The following is a 21,212-nucleotide window of genomic DNA, read 5'->3' as shown; positions in this document are numbered from 1 at the left end:
CATTTACGTTAACTTGATTTTTAATCATCAACGACAAGCATTCACCTGAGTCTCGCGCTCTTGTACAATATGGGGAGAATCGATTAGCAGGAAGAGAAAGATGAACCGTAATCTGGCCGAAATCAGCAAAGACGAAATGGATAAAATCAACGTAGACCTGGCTGCCTCAGCCGTTGCGTTTAAAGAGCGTTACAATATGCCGGTCGTCTCGGAGATTGTTGAACGCGAACAGCCAGTGCAGTTACGCGACTATTTTCGCGAACGCGTGGCTTTCTATCGAGCGGAGTCACATAAGTACTCTCGCCTGCCTTTCGAGCCCAAACAAAAATAGTTTCGGTTCTCAGGCAAACGAGATAAACGTCAAAACTGTCAGCTGCGGGCAAACTTCTGATTTGCACGGATCAGTTGGTCGAGTATACCTGGCTCATTGAATGAGTGTCCCGCACCTTCGATGATATGCAGTTCAGCTTCAGGCCAGGCCTTTGCCAGATCCCACGCATTCTGCACCTGACACGCCATATCATAGCGGCCGTGGACAATTACTGCGGGAATGTGGCGAATCTTCTCGACGTCACGCAGTAGTTGGTCGTCGGCATCCATGAAACCTAAATGGGTGAAGTAGTGGTTTTCAATGCGCGCAAATGCGAGCGCAAATTCGTCCTCTCCAAAAGACGCCGAGTCTTCAGTTGGCAACAGCGTTACCGTCTCTCCTTCCCACAGGCTCCAGATTTTAGCGGCTTCAAGCTGCACCTGGCGATTTGAGCTAGTCAATCGCGCGCGGTAGGAGGCAATAACATCTTTACGCTCTTCCTCAGATAAAATTGAAAGAACGTTTTGCCATTTGTCAGGGAAGAAACGCGACGCACCGTCCTGGTAGTACCACAACAGTTCCTCTTTGCGGATAGTGAAAATACCGCGCATTACCAATTCGCTGACGCGATCGGGATGTTTCTGCGCATAGGCCAGTGCCAGCGTTGAGCCCCAAGATCCCCCAAATACCAGCCATTTATCCACGCCAGCCATCTCGCGCAGACGCTCGATGTCTTGAACCAGATGCCAGGTGGTATTGTTTTCAAGACTGGCGTGCGGTAAGGAGCGCCCACAGCCACGCTGGTCGAACAACATAACGTCATAGTCATTTGGATCAAACAGTTGACGATGCACAGCCGAGCAACCGCCGCCTGGCCCACCGTGTAAAAATACCGCAGGCTTACCCTTCGGGTTACCGCTTCTTTCCCAATAAATTTGATGCCCATCGCCCGTATCCAGCAATCCACTGGCGTATGCTTCCCGAGGTAAATACAACCCTTTTAATTTACGCATAACATTTCCTGTTATTTTTTCAGTCCAGTGTATTGATTTGCTTGCTCCTCTTTACTATCAGCCTAACCGGACAAGGGGGTCAATCACCTTCCCGCTTCTTGGACAAAAAAGGCCAAAAATTTCGACCAAGAGCACAGTAATTCATCAACATCGCACAGATAATCGCCAGTTGCCTCTTAGTTGACCAAAAAGTCTGGTTTAACAGTCTATTGTCTGAAAAGTTGACGTGCCCTATTGCAACTTTGCGCAAATAGGCAGTAAATAGCATAGCAACCCAATCCACCCGATTTAGAGAGGCGTATATGAGTAAAGGAATGGATAGCAAAAAGAATGCGAAGAAAAAGCCACTGAAAACCCCAGCCGAGAAAAAGGCTGAGAAACGTGCCAAAAAGACCTCAGCGTAATACATACTGAATTCGCAGCAAAATAAACCCGCCAAGCGCGGGTTTTTTGTTAATGGCCTAAGTTGCAATCATCCGAGAACATTTCATGAGTCACTTTATTATTGCTGCGGCGCAAATCACCTGCCTGGCCGGTAATATCGACCTAAACCTGAACCACCATGCCCAAGTTGTGGCCCTTGCTGCCAAGCAGCAGGTAAAACTGCTCATTTTTCCGGAGCTTTCGCTGACCGGTTATGAGCCAGAGCTTGCTCGTAAGCTTGGTATCACGCTTCAGGACCCACGTCTCGAAACGCTAAGAAATCAGGCAAAAACTCATGATATGACGATTGTTATTGGTGCTCCTCTGTGCTGCTTGGACGGTGATGCTCTGTATATTGGGGCGATCGTTTTTTCTCCTGACGGCACTCTCTACTCTTATACCAAACAACATTTACACAGCTCTGAAGAGACCGTTTTCACTGCGGGTCAAGGTGGACCTATGCTGAACCTGGGTGACAAGACGTTGGGCCTGGCTATCTGCGCGGACATTGGAGTGCCTTCTCACTCACAGTTTGCTGCTGATAATGGCGCTGATATTTATGGTGCAGGGGTGTTAATTTCCAAGCCAAGCTATGACAAAGAGAGCGCAATGATGCGCTGCTACGCCGAGAAACACGCGATGACCGTTATCATGGCAAACCACTGTGCCCCCACCGGCGGCTGGATCCCAGCAGGAAAAAGCGCCATTTGGTCTGAGCTCGGGCATGAAATTGTCGTTGCACCCGCCAATCAGGATGCATTGGCTATTGCCACACTGACACCCCAAGGGTGGAAGGGACACGTTGAACTGGTAAGCTATCAAGGAATGTAAATTACAGGAGCGAAGAAATGACTTTCAGGGTGATTGATACAGAAACCTGCGGGTTCAACGGTGGCGTGGTGGAAATTGCCTCGGTCGACGTAGTGGACGGGGCCATCATCCGGCCAATGAGTGATTTGGTCTGCCCAGACCGTGAAATCAGTCCTCAGGCCATGGCAATTCACCACATTACTGAAGAGATGGTTGAGGATAAGCCACGCATTGCCGTAGCGGTGAGAAGATATCAAGATCATCCGTTTTACGTCGCACACAATGCGGCTTTTGACCGAGCAATGCTGCCTGAAATGAACGGTCAATGGATTTGCACCGTCAAGCTGGCGCGCGAGTTGTTCCCAAACCAGCCCAGCTACAGTCTGCAAAACTTGCGCAGCAGTCTTGCGCTAGAGACTTACCCGCCTGAACATTTACATCCCCATCGTGCATTATATGACTGCTATGTCACCGCGGCGCTGCTTCAGCGTATTCTCGACGAATCAGGTTGGGAGGCAGAGCAAATGGTTGCTATCACCGAGCGCCCTACTCTGCTGCGCACGCTAAAGTTTGGAAAATACCGTGGGCAGAAGATTGCTGAAATCGCGCAGCAAGACCCGGGATATTTGCGTTGGATGTTAAGGTCTGTCGACAGTCTTAGTGCCGACATGAAGTACAGCCTCAACCACTTCTTGCAGAAGGAGTAACATTTGGCAGTAAGACAAAATCTGCCCGAGGCAAAAAAAAGAGAGAGCATAGGCTCTCTCTTTTTGATACTGATTTTTATATGAAGAATTTCTGATTACTGCTTATTAAGCGCAATCACAAACGCGTACTCCATTGCGATGTCTTCATAGGCTTTAAAACGTCCTGACTTACCGCCGTGACCGGAGTCCATGTCGGTATACAGCAACAGCTGGTGATTATCTGTTTTTAGGTCCCGCAGTTTGGCAACCCACTTGGCCGGCTCCCAGTACTGCACCTGAGAGTCATGTAAACCGGTTGTCACCAGCATATGCGGATAATCCTGCGCCTTCACCTGATCATAAGGGCTGTATTGCAAGATATAGTCGTAATAGGCTTTGTCGTTTGGGTTGCCCCACTCATCATATTCGCCAGTCGTCAGCGGAATAGATTCGTCAAGCATGGTGGTTACCACGTCAACAAACGGCACCTGTGCCACAATGCCGTGATACAGCGTAGGTGCCTGATTGATAATCGCGCCCATCAGCAATCCACCTGCGCTACCGCCCATTGCATACACTTTATCTTCCGCACCAAATTGCTGCTTGACCAATTCTTCGGTTACATCAATAAAGTCGTGGAAGGTGTTCATTTTATTGAACAACTTGCCGTCATCATACCACTGCTGACCTAAATCGGCTCCGCCGCGAATGTGCGCCAAAGCAAAGACGAACCCGCGATCCAGCAGGCTAAGACGGCTCCCGCTAAAGCCCGGATCCATGCTGCTGCCGTAAGATCCATAGGCGTAGATCAACAGAGGATTATGCCCAGGTTTAAACAGATCGTGGCGATAAACCAGCGAAACCGGCACTTTGACACCGTCGCGGGCTGTAACCCAAACGCGTTCGCTGCGGTAATTAGCCGAGTCAAAGTCTTTCACTTCCTGCTGCTTCAATAACGTGCGCTGTCCGCTATCGAGATCTAACTCAAACAGTGAACTGGCCGTGGTCATTGAGGAATAGCCGTAACGCAGTAATGAAGTATCAGGATCTGGATTGAAAGAGAGCCAGGTGACATAAGTAGGATCGTCAAATTTCAGCGATTTCTCTTCACCGGTCTTCCAGTGGATCTGGCGCAAATGGGTCAGCCCATCCTGACGCTCTTCGATAACCAACCAGTCGCGGAACAGGCTAAAGCCTTCAAGCATTACGTCATCACGCGCGGCGATCAGCGTCTGCCAGCTGGCTTCATCGGCGGTTTCACTTTTATAAAGACCAAAGTTTTTGCCGTCTTTATTGGACCGAATATAGAAGTTACCCAGATAATGATCGAAAGCGTATTCGTGGTCTTTGCGGCGCGATAAAAACATCTTTGGCTCGGCCAGAGGTTTATCGGCGTCAAGCAGCAACACTTCAGAAGTTGTCGTACTGTCTAGATGAATGAGGATGTAGCGCTCAGAGGTGGTCTTGTCGAGGCCGACGTAAAAAGTATCGTCTTTCTCTTCATAAATCAGCACATCGTCCGCCGGATCAGTCCCTACTTCATGACGATAAACCTGATAAGGCAGCAGCGTGGTCTTGTGTTTACGCACATAGAAAATGGTTTTCGAGTCGTTAGCCCACTCAGCACTTCCTGAGGTATTACTCAGAACTTCCTCAGACCAGCTGCCGTCACTCAGATTTTTAACACGAATATCATACTGGCGGCGCGACAGAAAATCTTCTGCCACCAGCAGTTTGCCATTATCTGGGCTGACGTCTAATCCACCCAACGTGTAAAACTCACTTTCAGCGGCGCGTTCGTTACCGTCGATTAGCGTTTGCCACTGCTCTGATTCTGAGGCGGGCTGACGGAAGTAAATAGCGTATTCATTGCCCGGCTCATAGCGCGTCTGATAACGGTAACCGTGCTTCACATAAGGAACCGAATGATCCTGCTGAGGAATACGGTCGACCATTTCCTGATACAGCGCCTCACGCAGTGCCTGATGCGGCTGCATTGCCTGCTCGGCCCAGGCATTTTCAGCCTGTAGGTAATTGAGCACGTCTTCATCGCCGCGCTCATCATCGCGCAGCCAATAATAGTCGTCCACGCGCGTGTCGCCGTGCGTAGTTATCGGATACGGACGTTTTTCAGCCTTTGGAGGTATCATCATTATCGGGTCTCTTTCTCCTCAATTTTACTTAACGCAGCAAAAAGGCCTTACAGTTCTTGCCTTTGATTTTGCCTTCCTGCAAACGCTGTAAGGCTTTCTTGGCGCTATTTTTGCGGATTGCCACATAGGCATGAATCGGGAACATATCAATTTTTCCGACGTCGGCGGCAGTCAGGCCCGCATCACCGGTCAGTGCGCCGAGAATATCACCCGGACGAATTTTGGCCTTACGACCCCCGTCGATACACAGCGTCACCATTTCTGGCTCAAGCGTCGTTGCCGCGGCAGACAGGCTTTGCGAGGCTGATTGCCATTTGAATTTCTGATTCAGGTAATCTTCGAGGGCATGAACGCGCACCATTTCCTGCGGCGCTACCAGACTGATTGCCAGTCCACTGGTCCCTGCACGGCCGGTACGCCCTACGCGGTGCACGTGCACTTCAGGGTCGAAGGACAGCTCGTAGTTAATCACCAACCCAAGCTGTTTAATATCAAGACCGCGCGCAGCCACGTCGGTCGCGACCAGCACACGGCAACTGCCGTTGGAGAAGCGGATCAGCACACGGTCGCGGTCGCGCTGTTCTAAATCACCGTTGAGCGCCAGCACGCTAATGCCTTTGCTGGCCAACGTGTCGGCCACTTCCTGACAGTCGCGTTTGGTGTTGCAAAATACAACGCACGAGGTCGGCTGATGCTGATAAAGCACCGCGGCCAGCAGCGACAAACGGCTATGACGATCGGCTTCAATAAACACCTGCTCGATATCGGCCACGTCATCGCCGCCTTCAATTTCAACGTTCAGCGGCTGGCGCTGGAACTTCCCGCTAATTCTGTCGATGCCTTCCGGATAGGTCGCGGAAAACAGCAGCGTCTGGCGAGAAGGTGGCGTGTAGCTGACCACGTCTTCGATGTCTTCGCTAAAGCCCATATCGAGCATGCGATCGGCTTCATCAAGCACTAAAACTTTCAGCTTATCGAGTTTGAGCGTGCCTTTGCGCAGGTGTTCCTGAATGCGTCCCGGCGTGCCGACGACGATGTGCGGCTGATGCACCAGCGAGTCGAGCTGTGGCGCGATAGGCTGGCCACCACACAGGGTCAGAATTTTAATGTTCTGAGTGAAACGCGCAAGGCGACGGAGTTCTTTACTGACCTGATCCGCCAGTTCACGGGTTGGACACAGCACCAGCGACTGACAAACAAAATCGCCAACGGTAATTTTGTCCAGCAAACCAATACCAAAGGCGGCCGTTTTGCCACTGCCGGTTTTTGCCTTAGCGCGAACATCTTGTCCAAGCAAAATCGCAGGTAGCGAGGCTTCCTGAATAGGCGTCATTTGGGCATAGCCCAGCTCTTCAAGGTTGGAAAGTTGTTCAGATGGCAAAGTCAGGGTGGAGAAAGAATGCGTGCTCAAGGCGATAACTCTTTATATAAGGCGAATAAAAACGAAGCGGCGCGAGGCAGTCAGCGCCATGTATTACAGATGATAATAACAGAGAAGGGGAAATTACGCCTCAGTGCTGTTTAGCGGCGTCAAAAAAACCCGCAACGCAGGCGGGTTTTAGAAAGACGTTATCTTGTATTTTCAGTTGCCAAAAACCTTGGCGGCCTGACTTAGAAAGTCAGAAAACTGATTACAGCGCGACAACGTTAGCAGCTGACGGGCCACGTGGGCTGTCTTGAATGGTGAATTCTACGTTCTGACCTTCAGCCAGAGTTTTGAAACCATCGCTATGGATGGCAGAAAAATGGACGAAAACGTCTTTAGAACCATCAGCAGGGGTGATGAAACCAAAACCTTTGCTCTCGTTGAACCATTTTACCTGACCAGTTAACTTGCTCATTTTACTATCCTTTACTTTAAAAAAAGCAGCCGCCTCGATCGCGGATGCCCAACTATTAACGCATATTCAGCGTCTGCACGCAAATCGTGACGAAACGACGCAAACGTTTTCGTAGTACAGGATTTTCCTATATAATGCGCCGAAACAGATCCGGGATCGCCGGAAATCACGTTATTAACCGCAACAAATTCATCATCACTGACAACGAGTTAGGTATCCCGCTATGTTAACCATTGGAACTGCACTGCGCACCGACGCTACCCGCGTCATGTTATTGGGCTCTGGCGAATTGGGCAAAGAGGTGGCCATTGAATGCCAACGTCTCGGTCTGGAAGTCATCGCCGTCGACAGATATGCCGATGCGCCTGCAATGCAGGTTGCGCACCGCAGCCATGTTGTGAACATGCTTGATGGCGAAGCGCTTAAACAGCTGATTGAAAGCGAACGCCCTGACTTTATCGTGCCGGAAATTGAAGCTATTGCAACCAGCATGCTGGTTGAGCTGGAAAAACAGGGTCACAACGTGGTGCCGTGCGCCGAAGCTACTCGCCTGACCATGAACCGCGAGGGCATCCGTCGTCTGGCCGCCGAAACGCTGAAATTACCGACCTCTACCTACCGTTTTGCCGATGACGAAGCCAGCTTTAAACAAGCGGTGCAGGAAATTGGCTATCCGTGCATCATCAAGCCGGTGATGAGTTCTTCCGGTAAAGGTCAAAGTCTGATCCGCGGCGAGGAAACGCTGCAAGCAGCATGGGACTACGCGCAGCTTGGTGGTCGTGCCGGCGGCGGTCGCGTAATCGTTGAAGGCCTGGTGAAGTTTGATTTTGAAATAACGCTCCTGACCATCAGCGCCGTCGACGGCATCCATTTCTGCTCCCCAATTGGCCATCGTCAGGAAGACGGCGACTATCGCGAATCCTGGCAGCCGCAGCACATGACTGAACTGGCGTTACAGCGCGCGAAAGACATTGCCAAAAGCGTCGTTGAAGCGTTGGGCGGTCACGGCCTGTTCGGTGTCGAACTGTTTGTTTGCGGTGATGAAGTGGTGTTTAGCGAAGTTTCCCCTCGCCCACACGACACCGGCATGGTGACCTTGATTTCTCAAGACCTTTCCGAGTTTGCACTGCACGTGCGCGCATTCCTTGGCCTGCCAATCGGGACTATTCGCCAGTTTGGCCCCGCTGCTTCTGCCGTAATTTTGCCGGAACTGACCAGCAATAATGTGAGCTTCATCGGTTTAGAGCGGGCGCTGGTAGGTTCGAATCAGGTGCGTTTATTTGGCAAGCCTGAAATTGTCGGCAAACGTCGTTTAGGCGTGGCGCTGTCGATTGGCGATACCGTTGAACAAGCCGTTGAAACGGCGATCAAGGCGGCGGCGGCAGTGGTTGTTAAAGGCTAACGTGGTTGAGTGAGTGTTGTTGAGACGTTGATACACTGATTTTTGAATAGATTTATCTGGCCGTTGCACTTGGCATAAACTTTACCTGGCATGAACAGTCTTTGCGTAAAGTCATATTCCCGCTGCAACGGCCACTATTTTCAGGACGGTTTATTCATCGTCTTCATCATCAAAAATAACCGTCACGCGGTCACCTTTGTGGGTTTCACGAATTTCGGCGGCAACCGTGGCGATAGCCTCACCGCTGCTCATGCCTTCCTGCATTAATACATGAATACGATCTGCGGCTTCTTGCTGCTCTTTGTGTGAAAGTGAAGGCATACCGGTGAGCATAAGAGTGTTCCTGTCTTCGAATAACGTAAATGTAGCGAGCTTAGCCGAGCATTATACGCCTTAATCTTCCAATGACCTACCCGCATCAAATCTATGCTAGGATCCTCACGCCAGAGTTGCATTGTCATCACGTCAGGAATTTTGCCGAAACCATGCCAGCCGCCCAATCCATTGAATGTAAAGTCTTACCTTATCAGCCTGATGCCTTGCTCACCCGCTTTGCACCACTCTCTTCTTTGCCTTGGTCGATGCTCCTGCACTCTGGCTCTGCCGAGCATGCGCATAACCGTTTTGATATTCTGGTCGCCGACCCGATAGTCACGCTGACCACCCGCAACGGGGCGACTGAAATCGATCGTCTTAAGGCATCGGCGACGCAAGTCGAAACCCGTCACGGCGATCCTTTCTTATTATTGCAACAAGAGCTTGAGAACAGCGGTCTGCAAGCTGAATTTACCCCTGACCTGCCTTTTCAGGGGGGTGCACTTGGACTGTTGGGCTATGATCTTGGCAGAACTGTCGAAGCCCTGCCCTCGCAGGCTGAAAAAGACATTGCACTGCCGGATATGGCGATGGGCCTCTTCGACTGGGCGCTGATTGCCGACCACCAGCTACAGCGGCTGACGCTGCTGTCTCACGGTGATATGAATCATCGCTATGAATGGCTAATGCAGTATCAGGCCATAAAACCTGCGGAAGATTTTCGCCTGACCTCAAGGTGGCAGGCGAATATGACCCGGGAGGAGTACGGTGAAAAATTCAGGCAGGTGCAGGAGTATTTACACAGCGGCGATTGTTACCAAATCAACCTGGCTCAGCGTTTTAAAGCAGAATATGAGGGTGATGAATGGCAGGCATTTCTCCGGTTGAACAACACTAACCGTGCGCCGTTTTCCGCCTTCCTGCGTTTGCCGGACAATGCAGTTCTCTGCCTGTCGCCCGAGCGTTTTATCTGGCTGGAGCAGGACAGAGTGCAGACGCGTCCTATCAAGGGCACTCTGCCGCGCAGTGAAAATCCAGAAACCGATCGGCGGCAGGCACAGCGTCTGGCTAATTCAGAGAAAGATCGCGCCGAAAACCTGATGATCGTCGATTTACTGCGTAACGATATAGGTCGCGTGGCCACGCCGGGAAGCGTGAAGGTGCCAGAGCTGTTTGTCGTCGAGCCTTTCCCTGCCGTGCATCATTTAGTCAGCACGATCACCGCAAGGCTGCCCACCACGTGTCATCCGGCTAGCCTGCTGCGGGCATGTTTCCCGGGTGGGTCCATCACCGGCGCGCCTAAAATAAGAGCGATGCAGATTATCGAACAGCTCGAACCCCAGCGTAGAAACGGCTACTGCGGCAGCATTGCCTATATCAGTTGCTGCGGCACCATGGACAGCAATATCACCATCCGCACGCTGTTAACCGAACAGGGAAATATATTCTGCTGGGCCGGTGGCGGTATCGTGGCCGACAGTCAGGAGCAGGCGGAATATCAGGAAACCTTTGATAAGGTCGCCCGCATCTTGCCGCTACTCGGCCAGGATGTCGTGCAATGAATGCCTTCGGTGACCTCAACAATCAGCCGCTGCCGCCAGCGGTAGAAGAGTTTGTACGCCAGTTTCAATTACACCTGCCGACACACACTGCACACAAGGCCTCGGGTCGCCGTCAGGCCGCGGTGCTGGTGCCGATTATCTGTCGGCAAGAGCCTACGCTGCTGCTGACTCGTCGCTCGGACAAACTCAGAAAACATGCTGGTCAGGTCGCGTTCCCAGGTGGTTCTGCCGATACTTCAGACCTGTCGCTGGTGTTTACCGCGCTGCGTGAAGCTTACGAAGAGGTGGCGATTCCGCCCGCCTCGGTGCGCGTGCTGGGGCAGCTGAATCCAGTAGACAGCAGCAGCGGATTTCAGGTCACGCCGATTGTCGGGCTGCTGCCGGTTGACGTTCCGCTCCATCCCAATGAGGATGAAGTCGCCGAACTGTTTGAAATTCCTCTTCAGGAAGCGCTAAATCTTGCGCGCTATCATCCGCTTGACTTCCACCGCGCCGGCGTCAGTCGTCGAGTTTATCTTTCATGGTATGAAGAGCAATTTGTATGGGGAATGACCGCAGGAATTATTTTACAGCTGGCGAAACAGATTGGTAGATGAGATCACTCTGTGAGCTGCGTCCCATCTTGCTTTTCTCTAATGCGACGAATTACTTTATTTCATGCGAAAACCGCTGTGCTAACCCTCATGCCCTTTTACACTATAGATCTAACAAGTGAACAATAAATAAACAAAGTTTGGGCGAGTCTGGCCACCCAAGAATTACCTGCGGCCGATTTGCCCCAATCAGGAGTCATTACGTGATCAGTGTTTTCGACATGTTTAAGGTGGGCATCGGCCCGTCGAGTTCCCACACCCTCGGCCCAATGAAAGCAGGCAAGCAGTTTGCCGACGACCTGTTGGAAAAAAACCTGTTGCACGACGTCACGCGCATCGCCGTCGACGTATACGGTTCATTATCGCTGACCGGTAAAGGTCACCATACTGACGTCGCCATTATTTTAGGTCTCGCCGGCAACAAGCCTGATACCGTCGATATTGATGCCATTCCGCACTTTATTAAAGACGTAGAGCAGCGCCAGCGTTTACCGGTTGGTGACACCCAGCATGAGGTGGACTTCCCGCGCGACAGCGGCATGGTCTTTCGCAGCGAGAATCTCTCGCGTCATGAAAACGGCATGCAGATCCACGCTTTCATTGGCGAAAAGATGGTTTACAGCAAAACTTATTATTCGGTAGGCGGCGGATTTATCGTCGACGACGAGCATTTTGGCCAACCTGTTTTAGACCAGGTGACTGTGCCCTACGCCTTTAATTCGGCCAGTGAAATGCTGCAAAAATGTCGTGAAACCGGCCTTTCTCTGTCGGGCCTGATGATGAAAAACGAGCTGGCCCAGCATAGCAAAGCCGAAATTGACCGCTATTTCGAAACGATTTGGCAGACTATGCAGGCCTGTATCGATCGTGGCCTCAATACTGAAGGCGTGCTGCCTGGCCCGCTGCGCGTTCCGCGCCGTGCCTCGGCGTTGCGCCGCATGCTAGTGTCGAACGACAAGCTCTCTAACGATCCTATGGTTGTGATTGATTGGGTAAACATGTTTGCGCTGGCGGTAAACGAAGAAAACGCCGCCGGTGGCCGCGTGGTGACAGCGCCAACCAATGGCGCATGCGGCATTGTTCCCGCCGTGCTGGCCTACTATGACAAGTTTATCGGCTCAGTCAGCCCGGACATTTACCAACGCTATTTCCTGACATCAGGCGCTATCGGCATCCTTTATAAGATGAATGCGTCAATTTCAGGAGCAGAAGTCGGATGTCAGGGTGAAGTGGGCGTGGCTTGCTCAATGGCGGCGGCAGGTCTCACAGAACTGCTCGGCGGCAGCCCAGAGCAAGTTTGCGTGGCGGCTGAAATTGGCATGGAACACAATTTGGGCCTGACCTGTGACCCAGTGGCCGGACAGGTTCAAGTTCCCTGCATCGAGCGCAATGCTATCGCCTCAGTCAAAGCCATTAACTCATCGCGGATGGCGCTGCGTCGCACCAGCGAACCACGCGTGTCGTTAGATAAAGTGATTGAAACGATGTACGAAACCGGCAAAGACATGAACTCGAAGTATCGCGAGACATCGCGTGGTGGGTTGGCGATTAAAGTCCAGTGTGATTAATGTTTAAAGGGCGTTAAGCAGGCTTACTCCAACGAGGGCAGGCATTGAAAAATGCCTGCCCTTTTTACAGATTACTCTTCTTCGTCTCGCGCATCGTAAGGGGAGACTTTGGTAATGCGTACACGTTCGATGCGGTATTCTACCACTTCAATCACTTCAAAGCGCAGAGGTGGCATTTCAATGATTTCTCCCTCTGTCGGCATCTGCCCAGATTGCGAAAGCAGCAGGCCAGCTAGGGTTGCATAGTCGGCATTTGGGCTGACCAAATCATAGGTGTTAAGCAGCTGTTCAAGCGAGTGCAGATCCGTGCCACCTTTTGCCATCCAGCCGTCACCGTCAACTACCACGTCAGGCGTTTCGTCTTCGTCCGGGAATTCACCGGCAATCGCCTCGAGCACGTCAAGCGGCGTCACCAGACCTTGAATAACGCCAAACTCGTTGCTCACCACCACTAAACGCCCTTTCGCGCGTCGTAGAACCGCCAACAGCTTGATAACGTCCATGGTTTCGGGCACCACGATGGGAGGCGTTTTCTCGGCATAAGCCACGATATCCTCACCGTTTTCCAGCGCCACCAGCAGATCTTTTGCTCGCACCACGCCGATGACGTCGTCCAGAGACTGCCGGCAAATCGGGAACAAACTGTGCGGCGTATCCAGTAACTGTTCGCGGATATCTGCGGCAGAGCGTTCACAGTCAACCCATGAGATGTCGTTGCGTGGCGTCATAATGCTGCGCAGCGTGCGCGAGGCTAGGGTCAACACGCCACTTATCATAAAACGCTCTTCTTCGGCGAACGTTTCATCCTTCGGCTTGGCGGCGTCGTGATTGTCGTCTTCATGCTGATGATTGTCTCGCTTCCCGCCCATCAGTCGATGAATCGCCTCGGCGGTGCGTTCACGCATCGGGCGATGTGACTGACTTTTCAGGAAGTTTCGGCGTGCAATCTGGTTAAACAACTCAATCAGAACCGAGAAGCCAATCGCCGCGTAGAGGTATCCTTTCGGAATATGGAAACCAAATCCTTCGGCAATCAGGCTAAGTCCAATCATCAGCAGGAAGCTCAGACACAGCACGACGACCGTAGGATGCGCATTTACAAAGCGGGTCAACGACTTAGATGCCAGCAGCATAACGCCCATGGCGATAACCACGGCAGTCATCATTACGGCCAGGTTGTTCACCATACCTACGGCGGTAATGACAGCATCGAGTGAAAACACGGCATCCAGTACCACGATTTGCGCCACAACCGACCAAAAACTGGAGTATCCGCGGTTATTACCTCCCATGTCACTGTGCCCTTCCAGCCGCTCATGCAGCTCGCTGGTGGCTTTAAACAACAGGAAAAGTCCGCCGACCAACAGGATCAGGTCACGTCCTGAGAAGGTGAATTGAGCAATGCTAAACAGCGGGGTGGTGAGTTTCACCATCCAGGAAATCAGTGAGAGCAGTCCCAGACGCATAATCAGCGCCAGTGACAAACCGATAATGCGTGCTTTATCTCGCTGTTTTGGCGGCAGTTTATCGGCCAAAATAGCAATAAATACCAGGTTGTCGATCCCCAGCACAATCTCTAACACGATCAGTGTCAGCAATCCGACCCAAATCGAAGGGTCCATTAAAAATTCCATATCAGACTCCGCATTGAGTAATCAGAAAGAAAGGTACGGTCAGCCGTGTTTCCGCTAACGCGCAACTTGGGTTCAAATAACAGGCGATCGGGAGCAGCCCTAGGCGGTACGCCATTGGAAAATAATGAGCACGATTTTAGAAAGGTCGTTGTTCCTGAAATAGGCGTTTTGACGCAGTGGCCAAACCTTGGGTGTATCGCTTTCTGGAGAGTCAAAAATGTTGTGGTTGCGAGCGAGGTAAAGCGTCTTCGGTGACGGTCCATAAGGTGGGCTGATGCCCGGTACTCCTGTGTAATAATTGGAAATACAATGTAACAGGTCTACTTCTCGATGCAAGTTCCTTTTAAGGCGCATTAGCCTAACTGCACCTATGCTAAGAGTTGTTTTATGCGATAAATCATTTAAATGCTCAAATCAGGCCGATCCGGCTCATATGCATCTCTGAATTACTGACTGTCGTCACAAAATTTATTTTTTCACGCACTAAAATAAATCCAGTCGAGACATTCGGCCGCTAATTTTGATGTTTGTTTGTTGATTTTTCAGAAACAAAAGGAATGGAGAGTTTTTTTAACTCAAAAATAATGTAGGGAACACAGCATTCACCAAAGGAAGCTATTGGTGAATTATAAAAGCTCCATCACTTACGTGCAGAATCCGCAAAGCGGGTTAAAAGAGGAGGTAGCGAGTGAGTATAGCTATTATCATCGGCACTCATGGTTCAGCGGCGGAACAACTGCTGAAGACGACGGAAATGTTAATAGGCGAGCAAGAAAACGTTGCCTATATCGATTTCGTCCCTGGGGAAAACGCCGATACACTGGTTGAAAAATACACCGCAAAGCTGGAAGGTCTAGACACACAAAGCGGCGTGCTGTTTTTAGTTGATACCTGGGGTGGCAGTCCGTTTAACGCCGCTAGCCGCATCGTCATCGATAAAGAAAATTACGAGGTCGTCACCGGAGTTAACATTCCAATGATGGTCGAAACGTTTATGGGACGCGACGACAACCCTTCCCTTTCCGAGCTCACCGGTATTGCGCTCGAAACAGGTCGGTTAGGCGTTAGAGCCTTAAAGCATGACGAACCTGAGAGTGATAAGCCCGTTACTCCCCCACCGGCAGCAAAACCGGCCGCTCCTGCTAAACCACTCGGCCCCAATGACCACATGAAAATTGGCCTGGCACGCATCGATGACCGTTTAATTCACGGACAGGTTGCGACCCGTTGGACCAAAGAAACCAATGTAAACCGCATCATTGTTATCAGCGATGAAGTCGCCGCCGACACGGTGCGTAAAACATTACTGACGCAGGTTGCGCCTCCCGGCGTAACGGCCCACGTTGTTGACGTTGCGAAAGCTATTCGCGTTTATGACAACCCGAAATATGCCGGCGATCGCGTTATGCTGCTGTTCACCAACCCGACTGACGTTGTTCGTGTTGTTGAAGGCGGTGTAAAAATTAGCACCGTCAACATCGGGGGCATGGCGTTTAAGCAGGGTAAAACGCAGGTCACCAACGCTGTTTCTGTAGACCAAAAAGATATCGAAGCATTTAAGACATTAAATGGCAAAGGTATCGAACTCGAAGTGCGCAAAGTTTCCTCGGACAGTCGTCTGAAGATGATGGATTTGATTAACAAGATGAATTAATGAAGCCAGCGCAAAGCGTCCGGTAAGCGGCAAGCTGCGGACGATTTAGGTCGGCATTATTTTACTCAGCTTCCTTTTTATAGGAGAAGGTCAATGGAGATCACCACACTACAAATTGTGCTGATATTTATTGTCGCATGTATTGCCGGAATGGAATCCATTCTGGATGAGTTTCAGTTTCACCGTCCATTAGTAGCCTGTACGTTAATCGGTATTGTTCTTGGTGATATGAAAACCGGGATCATTATCGGGGGTACCCTCGAAATGATCGCGCTGGGTTGGATGAACATCGGTGCCGCCGTGGCGCCCGATGCCGCTCTTGCGTCGATAATCTCGACCATTCTGGTTATTGCCGGTGGGCAGTCGATTGGTGCAGGTATCGCGTTGGCCATCCCTCTGGCCGCAGCAGGTCAGGTCTTAACCATCATCGTTCGTACTATTACCGTGGCTTTCCAGCACGCAGCTGACAAGGCGGCAGAAAAAGGCAATCTCAGTGCCATCTCGTGGATACACGTTTCGGCGCTTATTCTGCAGGCAATGCGTATTGCTATTCCGGCCGCGATTGTTGCTGTTTCAGTCGGTACCAGCGTTGTCCAGAGCATGCTGAGCGCTATCCCAGAAGTGGTTACCAGCGGTCTGAACATCGCCGGTGGCATGATAGTGGTAGTAGGTTATGCCATGGTTATCAACATGATGCGCGCTGGCTACCTAATGCCATTCTTCTACCTGGGCTTCGTTACCGCGGCATTCACCAACTTCAACCTGGTTGCGCTGGGCGTAATTGGTGTGGTGATGGCAGTGCTGTATATCCAGTTGAGTCCGAAGTATAACAAGTCTTCACAGGCTGCCGGACCGGCTCAGGGTATTAACGATCTCGACAACGAATTGGACTAGGGTGAGAGAAATGGTTGATAAAACTCAAGAGAAAAAACTCACACCCGGCGATATTCGCGGTGTGTTCCTGCGCTCAAATCTGTTCCAAGGGTCATGGAACTTTGAACGCATGCAGGCGCTCGGCTTCTGTTACTGCATGGTGCCGGCTATTCGCCGTCTTTATCCTGAAAACAACGACGACCGCAAACAGGCGATAAAACGTCACCTGGAGTTCTTTAACACCCATCCTTATGTGGCGGCACCGGTTCTTGGTGTGACCCTGGCGATGGAAGAACAGCGTGCCAACGGCGCACCTATCGATGATGCGGCAATCAATGGCCTTAAAGTCGGTTTGATGGGTCCATTGGCCGGTGTCGGCGACCCTATATTCTGGGGTACCGTACGTCCGGTGTTTGCAGCATTGGGTGCAGGTATCGCGATGAGCGGGAGCCTATTGGGTCCGCTGCTGTTCTTCGTGCTGTTTAACCTGGTACGTTTGCTGAACCGTTACTACGGTGTGGCCTACGGCTACAAAAAAGGGGTTGATATCGTTAACGATATGGGCGGCGGCTTCCTGCAAAAACTGACTGAGGGGGCGTCAATTCTCGGCCTCTTTGTCATGGGGGCGCTGGTCAATAAGTGGACGCACGTTAACATACCGCTGGTGGTTTCAGAAATAACCGACAGTACCGGAAAAACCACGGTGACCACCGTACAGGGCATTCTCGATCAGTTAATGCCAGGCCTGGTGCCGCTGCTGCTAACCTTCGGCTGTATGTGGCTGCTGCGCAAGAAAGTCAATGCGCTGTGGATCATCATGGGCTTCTTCGTACTGGGTATTTTCGGCTATTGGATTGGTCTGTTAGGCCGCTAATCGCACAGCATCAATCGGGGGCTAATCAAGCCCCCGTTTTTATCAGGAGGAAATTTCGGGATGACGTTGACAGATATCGCACTGGTTATTTTTACTTTTTTGCTGTTGGCCTATGCGGTTTATGATGAATTCATCATGGATAAAAAGAACGGCAAAACCTTGCTAAGGGTTAATTTGCAACGCAGAAACAAAATTGATGCGATCATTTTTATCGGCCTGGTGGCCATTCTTCTCTACAACAACGTTAACGCGCACGGCAGTCCGATCACTACGTATCTGCTCATTAGCCTAGGCCTCGTGGCGTTTTATATTTCGTTTATCCGCTGGCCTAAAATGTTGTTGAAACCGACCGGCTTCTATTACGCCAATATATTCATTCACTACGCACGCATCCAAACGATGAACCTCTCGCAAGACGGCGTGCTGGTGATTCAGCTTGAGCAGAAAAAGCTGCTAGTCCGGGTGAGTGAACTGGATGATCTTGAAAGAATTTATAAGGTCATGGTCAGCTATCAATAGCCGGCGCTATACGGCGAAACAGGCTTATCACAAAGTCGGTTTCACAGCTAAAGCTTTCACGCTGCGACAACTCGGCCATCACCGCTTCAGTTGCTCGCCAGGCGAACGGCGTCATCTGCAATAAATCAAAAGCCTGCTTGCCATTTAGGTTCATGTTGTAACCCAGTGACTCGGTGCTGATGCGCTCAAAACCTTCCAAACTCTCTTCCACGTCGCTGTGAAGCTGAACCTCTGGATAAATGCAGGCTTTTAACTGATATAAATGCCGCGGTCCAGGTGCCACGGTTAGCACTAATCCTGAGGAGTTAAGCACGCGATGCAATTCGGCGGCCTTACAAGGTGCGTAAATGCGCACAATCGCATCCAGAGAGGCGTCGGCAAAAGGCAGGCGATGGCTCGAGGCAACGCAGAACGCCACGTCAGAATAGCGCTTAGCGGCATAGCGGACGGCAACCTTGGCAACATCAAGCCCATAGACTTGTATGCGGCGACGGGCATTAAGCCCCTGCTCCATTGCTGAAGTGTAATAACCTTCACCGCAGCCAATATCCAGCAATGCACCGGCATTAGCACTCAGGTGCTGGTCAAGCAGCGAAACGACTCTGTCACGCAGCGGCTGGTAGTGTGCCCCTTCCAGAAAGGTACGGCGTGAAAGCATCATTTCCGCGCTGTCGCCCGGTTGTTTAGAACGCTTATGCTGCACCGGTAAAAGGTTTACGTATCCCTCTTTGGCATTGTCGAACTGATGATTATTTTCACAGCGCCACTGTTTATCAAGACGCTGCAAAGGAAGATGACAAAGAGGACATTGATAGGTCATGCATATTTCCAGAAAGGTGATGCACCAGGGATCTAGACGCCGGTGTCTTGCAAAATTACTGGCTCCAAGTCTAAAGAAGCAGCGTGAGAGTTGCAACTTTTGCCCATACGGCGGCGGCTTAGAGCAAACGGCAGTAAAAATACGGTGCAAGCGGCCCTCACCCAAGGCTACACTGCTAAGAGGTCATTTTTAGTTGGATTCTGTTAACCTGCCTTATCAACCAATAGCGATCGTTTGATGCCATGAGTGATTTTTCTGCCCTGCTCAGCCAAGTACCGAGAATTCAACACGGATTTGGCAGTAAAGAAGCGTTGTTACCTCTATCGTTACAGCCCTACAGTGAGAGCTTGCCAACTAAAAAGCAGGTTCACGGCTTGAATATTGTCGATGTCACCGCGCCTCGGCAGCCCTGTGGTGAAGCTGACGGATTTTATACCGAATTGCCGGGTATTCTTCTCACCGTGTTTACCGCAGACTGTCTGCCGATCATTTTTAGCCGCAAAGACGGCGGTGCGGTGGGAGCTGTACATGCAGGATGGCGAGGATTACGCCACGGCATTATCGAGCAAATGGTAGAGCGCATTAATCGACAGGGTTCAACCGCGGACTGGGTTGCCTCGATTGGCCCTGCAGCGGGCGCCTGCTGCTATGAGGTGAGCCAAGAGTTGGTCGATGAGTTCCAGCAGAGCCTGAGCCTTTCCCCTGCACTTATTTCACCGTCCTACCGACATCTTGACCTTGGTGCCATAGCGCATGCCAAACTCATTCAGGCAGGCTTCTCGGCGGTGGATTTCTCGGGGAGTTGCACTATTTGTACCCCCAAAGCGGCTGAAACAGTCTCTGAGCGGGCGCAGGCATCCCCGTTTAAATACACCAGCTTTCGCCGCAACAGTCTGCAGCGAGCAGTAGATCCCTCTTTACCCGGCATCAGCGGCCGTAATCAACAATCGGGGATAGTCATTCTGCCAGACTGAGAATGAGGCTTAATATCGTCTAAAAATATAAAAACAAAAAACCCGCACCAAGGCGGGTTTTTTTTACAGCTAACGCTGCTTAGATTGCAGTTACGTTAACTGCAGATGGGCCTTTCTGGCCATCTTGGATTTCGAACTCAACGTTCTGGCCTTCAGCCAGAGTTTTGAAGCCGTTACCCTGGATTGCAGAGAAGTGTACGAACACGTCTTTGCTGCCGTCAGCTGGAGTGATGAAACCGAAACCTTTAGACTCGTTGAACCACTTAACTTGACCTTTGATCTTTGCCATTTTGAGTATTTCCTTTGGATTGTTTAAACCGCCCTGCGGCGTTACACAGACAAACTTGAGTCGTTACTGCTTGAGGCACTAAGATAAAAATCGGCAGAGAAGCGGTATTCAACGATAACGTCTTTACTCAAAACTTCTTTACTGAAAATGCCACACATATACAGAACTGTACCTCGTTTTACCCAGATGCGTTATCACATACTCTGAATTTAATGGCAAGCCATTTTTAATCAGTGATGGACCTGTCGCACATATTTGAGCCGGTTAAAGGCACTTACTGCCAATGCAGGCGAAAATAGGTTGATAGCCCTGCTATTTTTTGCACAGAAGACAACGGGGCCTAACAAACAAATCAATAACCACTCACCGCTGATTATTGATCAATAAACGCCGAACAGTAAGAGTTAAAATCAGCTTTAATTGAATTATTATTGTATTTGATATAACACAAATCGCGAATACGCAAGCGTTTCAGCGCATCTTCTGCCAAACCGGAATCCGCCTCTTGAGCCAACGTAAGCAGTCATAGCAGGGTTCTTTAGGTTTACCAGGCGGCATTTTGCCACCCAACTCCCTAACGGCAAGAGAGCAGATAAACTGTACGAAAGTTGATCTGGCTCAATGCTGAAAATGATTGATTATGCAGTAACCAATACAGACATAATGGTACTGCTCTGGTGCAAACACGTCATCACACCCTATTACTCTGCACCTTAAGCGTGCGAATTTTGTAACAGATAAATAAAGATCTGATCCATAAAAAAGGCCAGGGTTTGCTCTGCTTTAAACCCATATTTTATAAAAGATGACAGTAAAGCATTGTCATACAGCAATGATTTTACAAACTCATGAAATTTATATTAAATGGAATGCGTAAAATTTAAACACTATATTCATAG

21 protein-coding genes are annotated in these 21,212 nt (G+C 50.6%); 12 read left to right on the top strand and 9 right to left on the bottom strand.

The genetic code is table 11. The features are described from left to right. The first annotated feature begins 100 nt into the window (after positions 1-100). Entirely contained in the window at positions 101-331 is a 231-nt protein-coding gene (locus tag BS639_RS22380; RefSeq protein WP_055778631.1) for a DNA polymerase III subunit theta, read from the top strand. 38 nt (positions 332-369) lie between these two features. Here the strand turns inward: BS639_RS22380 and pip are convergent, their stop codons facing one another. Continuing rightward, on the bottom strand, positions 370-1,323 hold the full coding sequence (gene pip / locus BS639_RS22375; RefSeq protein ID WP_055778634.1) for a prolyl aminopeptidase: 954 nt from the start codon (positions 1,321-1,323) through the stop codon (positions 370-372). Between the two features lie 489 nt (positions 1,324-1,812). On the opposite strand from pip, the gene BS639_RS22370 reads away from it, so the two are divergent. Next, positions 1,813-2,577, top strand: coding sequence for a carbon-nitrogen hydrolase family protein (locus BS639_RS22370; RefSeq protein WP_055778638.1), 765 nt, complete (start codon positions 1,813-1,815; stop codon positions 2,575-2,577). A gap of 17 nt (positions 2,578-2,594) precedes the next feature. After that, positions 2,595-3,263: an exodeoxyribonuclease X gene (gene exoX, locus BS639_RS22365; RefSeq protein WP_055778641.1), complete on the top strand. Its 669-nt coding sequence runs from the start codon at positions 2,595-2,597 to the stop codon at positions 3,261-3,263. Positions 3,264-3,358: 95 nt separating this feature from the next. Here the strand turns inward: exoX and BS639_RS22360 are convergent, their stop codons facing one another. The 3 genes from BS639_RS22360 to cspE (BS639_RS22350) all read right to left on the bottom strand — a co-directional run bounded on the left by BS639_RS22360 (position 3,359) and on the right by cspE (BS639_RS22350) (position 7,236). Continuing rightward, positions 3,359-5,395, bottom strand: a complete 2,037-nt coding sequence (locus BS639_RS22360) for a S9 family peptidase (RefSeq protein WP_055778646.1) — start codon at positions 5,393-5,395, stop codon at positions 3,359-3,361. Positions 5,396-5,423: 28 nt separating this feature from the next. Further along, positions 5,424-6,806, bottom strand: a complete 1,383-nt coding sequence (gene dbpA / locus BS639_RS22355; RefSeq protein WP_055778649.1) for an ATP-dependent RNA helicase DbpA — start codon at positions 6,804-6,806, stop codon at positions 5,424-5,426. A 220-nt stretch (positions 6,807-7,026) separates the two neighbouring features. Further along, positions 7,027-7,236 (bottom strand): transcription antiterminator/RNA stability regulator CspE, encoded by a 210-nt coding sequence (gene cspE / locus BS639_RS22350; protein ID WP_055778654.1) that lies wholly within the window; start codon positions 7,234-7,236, stop codon positions 7,027-7,029. A 223-nt stretch (positions 7,237-7,459) separates the two neighbouring features. On the opposite strand from cspE (BS639_RS22350), the gene purT reads away from it, so the two are divergent. After that, positions 7,460-8,638: a formate-dependent phosphoribosylglycinamide formyltransferase gene (gene purT / locus BS639_RS22345; protein ID WP_084984364.1), complete on the top strand. Its 1,179-nt coding sequence runs from the start codon at positions 7,460-7,462 to the stop codon at positions 8,636-8,638. A 150-nt stretch (positions 8,639-8,788) separates the two neighbouring features. Here purT and BS639_RS22340 read toward each other — a convergent pair whose 3' ends face one another. After that, entirely contained in the window at positions 8,789-8,971 is a 183-nt protein-coding gene (locus BS639_RS22340; protein WP_055778660.1) for a YoaH family protein, read from the bottom strand. A gap of 152 nt (positions 8,972-9,123) precedes the next feature. Here BS639_RS22340 and pabB point away from each other — a divergent pair, with 152 nt between their 5' ends. From pabB to BS639_RS22325, 3 genes are all read left to right on the top strand, one after another. Further along, a complete protein-coding gene (gene pabB / locus BS639_RS22335; protein WP_084984363.1) occupies positions 9,124-10,515 on the top strand; it encodes an aminodeoxychorismate synthase component 1 in 1,392 nt (463 codons plus the stop codon). Next, positions 10,512-11,111: a CoA pyrophosphatase gene (locus tag BS639_RS22330; protein WP_084984362.1), complete on the top strand. Its 600-nt coding sequence runs from the start codon at positions 10,512-10,514 to the stop codon at positions 11,109-11,111. Before pabB ends, BS639_RS22330 begins: the two co-directional genes overlap by 4 nt. A gap of 200 nt (positions 11,112-11,311) precedes the next feature. Further along, a complete protein-coding gene (locus BS639_RS22325; RefSeq protein WP_055778672.1) occupies positions 11,312-12,676 on the top strand; it encodes an L-serine ammonia-lyase in 1,365 nt (454 codons plus the stop codon). Positions 12,677-12,747: 71 nt separating this feature from the next. Here the strand turns inward: BS639_RS22325 and BS639_RS22320 are convergent, their stop codons facing one another. Then, a complete protein-coding gene (locus tag BS639_RS22320) occupies positions 12,748-14,310 on the bottom strand; it encodes a TerC family protein (protein WP_084984361.1) in 1,563 nt (520 codons plus the stop codon). A 688-nt stretch (positions 14,311-14,998) separates the two neighbouring features. Between BS639_RS22320 and manX the strand changes: the two genes are divergently transcribed. The 4 genes from manX to BS639_RS22300 all read left to right on the top strand — a co-directional run bounded on the left by manX (position 14,999) and on the right by BS639_RS22300 (position 18,230). Further along, positions 14,999-15,964: a PTS mannose transporter subunit IIAB gene (gene manX, locus BS639_RS22315; RefSeq protein WP_055778680.1), complete on the top strand. Its 966-nt coding sequence runs from the start codon at positions 14,999-15,001 to the stop codon at positions 15,962-15,964. 93 nt (positions 15,965-16,057) lie between these two features. Next, entirely contained in the window at positions 16,058-16,858 is an 801-nt protein-coding gene (locus tag BS639_RS22310; protein WP_055778683.1) for a PTS mannose/fructose/sorbose transporter subunit IIC, read from the top strand. Positions 16,859-16,868: 10 nt separating this feature from the next. Then, positions 16,869-17,711, top strand: a complete 843-nt coding sequence (locus BS639_RS22305) for a PTS mannose transporter subunit IID (RefSeq protein ID WP_055778686.1) — start codon at positions 16,869-16,871, stop codon at positions 17,709-17,711. A 60-nt stretch (positions 17,712-17,771) separates the two neighbouring features. Then, on the top strand, positions 17,772-18,230 hold the full coding sequence (locus BS639_RS22300; protein ID WP_055778689.1) for a DUF986 family protein: 459 nt from the start codon (positions 17,772-17,774) through the stop codon (positions 18,228-18,230). Here BS639_RS22300 and rlmA read toward each other — a convergent pair. Beyond that, a complete protein-coding gene (rlmA, locus tag BS639_RS22295; protein WP_084984360.1) occupies positions 18,217-19,050 on the bottom strand; it encodes a 23S rRNA (guanine(745)-N(1))-methyltransferase in 834 nt (277 codons plus the stop codon). The two genes, BS639_RS22300 and rlmA, sit on opposite strands and share 14 nt — an antisense overlap. Positions 19,051-19,292: 242 nt before the next feature. Here rlmA and BS639_RS22290 point away from each other — a divergent pair, with 242 nt between their 5' ends. Continuing rightward, complete coding sequence (locus BS639_RS22290) at positions 19,293-20,024, top strand: polyphenol oxidase family protein (protein WP_084984359.1); 732 nt, start codon at positions 19,293-19,295, stop codon at positions 20,022-20,024. Positions 20,025-20,103: 79 nt separating this feature from the next. On the opposite strand, the gene cspE (BS639_RS22285) is transcribed toward BS639_RS22290, so the two are convergent. Both cspE (BS639_RS22285) and BS639_RS22280 read right to left on the bottom strand, forming a co-directional pair. Next, on the bottom strand, positions 20,104-20,313 hold the full coding sequence (gene cspE, locus BS639_RS22285) for a transcription antiterminator/RNA stability regulator CspE (RefSeq protein ID WP_002221949.1): 210 nt from the start codon (positions 20,311-20,313) through the stop codon (positions 20,104-20,106). Positions 20,314-20,354: 41 nt separating this feature from the next. Next, complete coding sequence (locus tag BS639_RS22280) at positions 20,355-20,471, bottom strand: DUF2627 domain-containing protein (RefSeq protein WP_072156473.1); 117 nt, start codon at positions 20,469-20,471, stop codon at positions 20,355-20,357. Positions 20,472-21,212: the final 741 nt, after the last annotated feature.

This window comes from Rouxiella silvae (genome assembly GCF_002093625.1).
In the GTDB taxonomy this organism is placed as follows: domain Bacteria; phylum Pseudomonadota; class Gammaproteobacteria; order Enterobacterales; family Enterobacteriaceae; genus Rouxiella; species Rouxiella silvae.
The sequence above is the reverse complement of the archived record's forward strand: the minus strand, read 5'-3'. Positions and strand labels throughout refer to the sequence as shown.

Excerpts from the sequence above, each read along its gene's own strand:
- BS639_RS22380 (WP_055778631.1), top strand. The coding sequence starts at position 101 with ATGAACCGTAATCTGGCCGAAATCAGCAAAGACGAAATGGATAAAATC.
- pip (WP_055778634.1), bottom strand. The coding sequence starts at position 1,323 with ATGCGTAAATTAAAAGGGTTGTATTTACCTCGGGAAGCATACGCCAGT.
- BS639_RS22370 (WP_055778638.1), top strand. The coding sequence starts at position 1,813 with ATGAGTCACTTTATTATTGCTGCGGCGCAAATCACCTGCCTGGCCGGT.
- exoX (WP_055778641.1), top strand. The coding sequence starts at position 2,595 with ATGACTTTCAGGGTGATTGATACAGAAACCTGCGGGTTCAACGGTGGC.
- BS639_RS22360 (WP_055778646.1), bottom strand. The coding sequence starts at position 5,395 with ATGATGATACCTCCAAAGGCTGAAAAACGTCCGTATCCGATAACTACG.
- cspE (WP_055778654.1), bottom strand. The coding sequence starts at position 7,236 with ATGAGCAAGTTAACTGGTCAGGTAAAATGGTTCAACGAGAGCAAAGGT.
- purT (WP_084984364.1), top strand. The coding sequence starts at position 7,460 with ATGTTAACCATTGGAACTGCACTGCGCACCGACGCTACCCGCGTCATG.
- BS639_RS22340 (WP_055778660.1), bottom strand. The coding sequence starts at position 8,971 with ATGCTCACCGGTATGCCTTCACTTTCACACAAAGAGCAGCAAGAAGCC.
- pabB (WP_084984363.1), top strand. The coding sequence starts at position 9,124 with ATGCCAGCCGCCCAATCCATTGAATGTAAAGTCTTACCTTATCAGCCT.
- BS639_RS22330 (WP_084984362.1), top strand. The coding sequence starts at position 10,512 with ATGAATGCCTTCGGTGACCTCAACAATCAGCCGCTGCCGCCAGCGGTA.
- BS639_RS22320 (WP_084984361.1), bottom strand. The coding sequence starts at position 14,310 with ATGGAATTTTTAATGGACCCTTCGATTTGGGTCGGATTGCTGACACTG.
- BS639_RS22310 (WP_055778683.1), top strand. The coding sequence starts at position 16,058 with ATGGAGATCACCACACTACAAATTGTGCTGATATTTATTGTCGCATGT.
- BS639_RS22305 (WP_055778686.1), top strand. The coding sequence starts at position 16,869 with ATGGTTGATAAAACTCAAGAGAAAAAACTCACACCCGGCGATATTCGC.
- BS639_RS22300 (WP_055778689.1), top strand. The coding sequence starts at position 17,772 with ATGACGTTGACAGATATCGCACTGGTTATTTTTACTTTTTTGCTGTTG.
- rlmA (WP_084984360.1), bottom strand. The coding sequence starts at position 19,050 with ATGACCTATCAATGTCCTCTTTGTCATCTTCCTTTGCAGCGTCTTGAT.
- BS639_RS22290 (WP_084984359.1), top strand. The coding sequence starts at position 19,293 with ATGAGTGATTTTTCTGCCCTGCTCAGCCAAGTACCGAGAATTCAACAC.
- cspE (WP_002221949.1), bottom strand. The coding sequence starts at position 20,313 with ATGGCAAAGATCAAAGGTCAAGTTAAGTGGTTCAACGAGTCTAAAGGT.
- BS639_RS22280 (WP_072156473.1), bottom strand. The coding sequence starts at position 20,471 with ATGTGTGGCATTTTCAGTAAAGAAGTTTTGAGTAAAGACGTTATCGTT.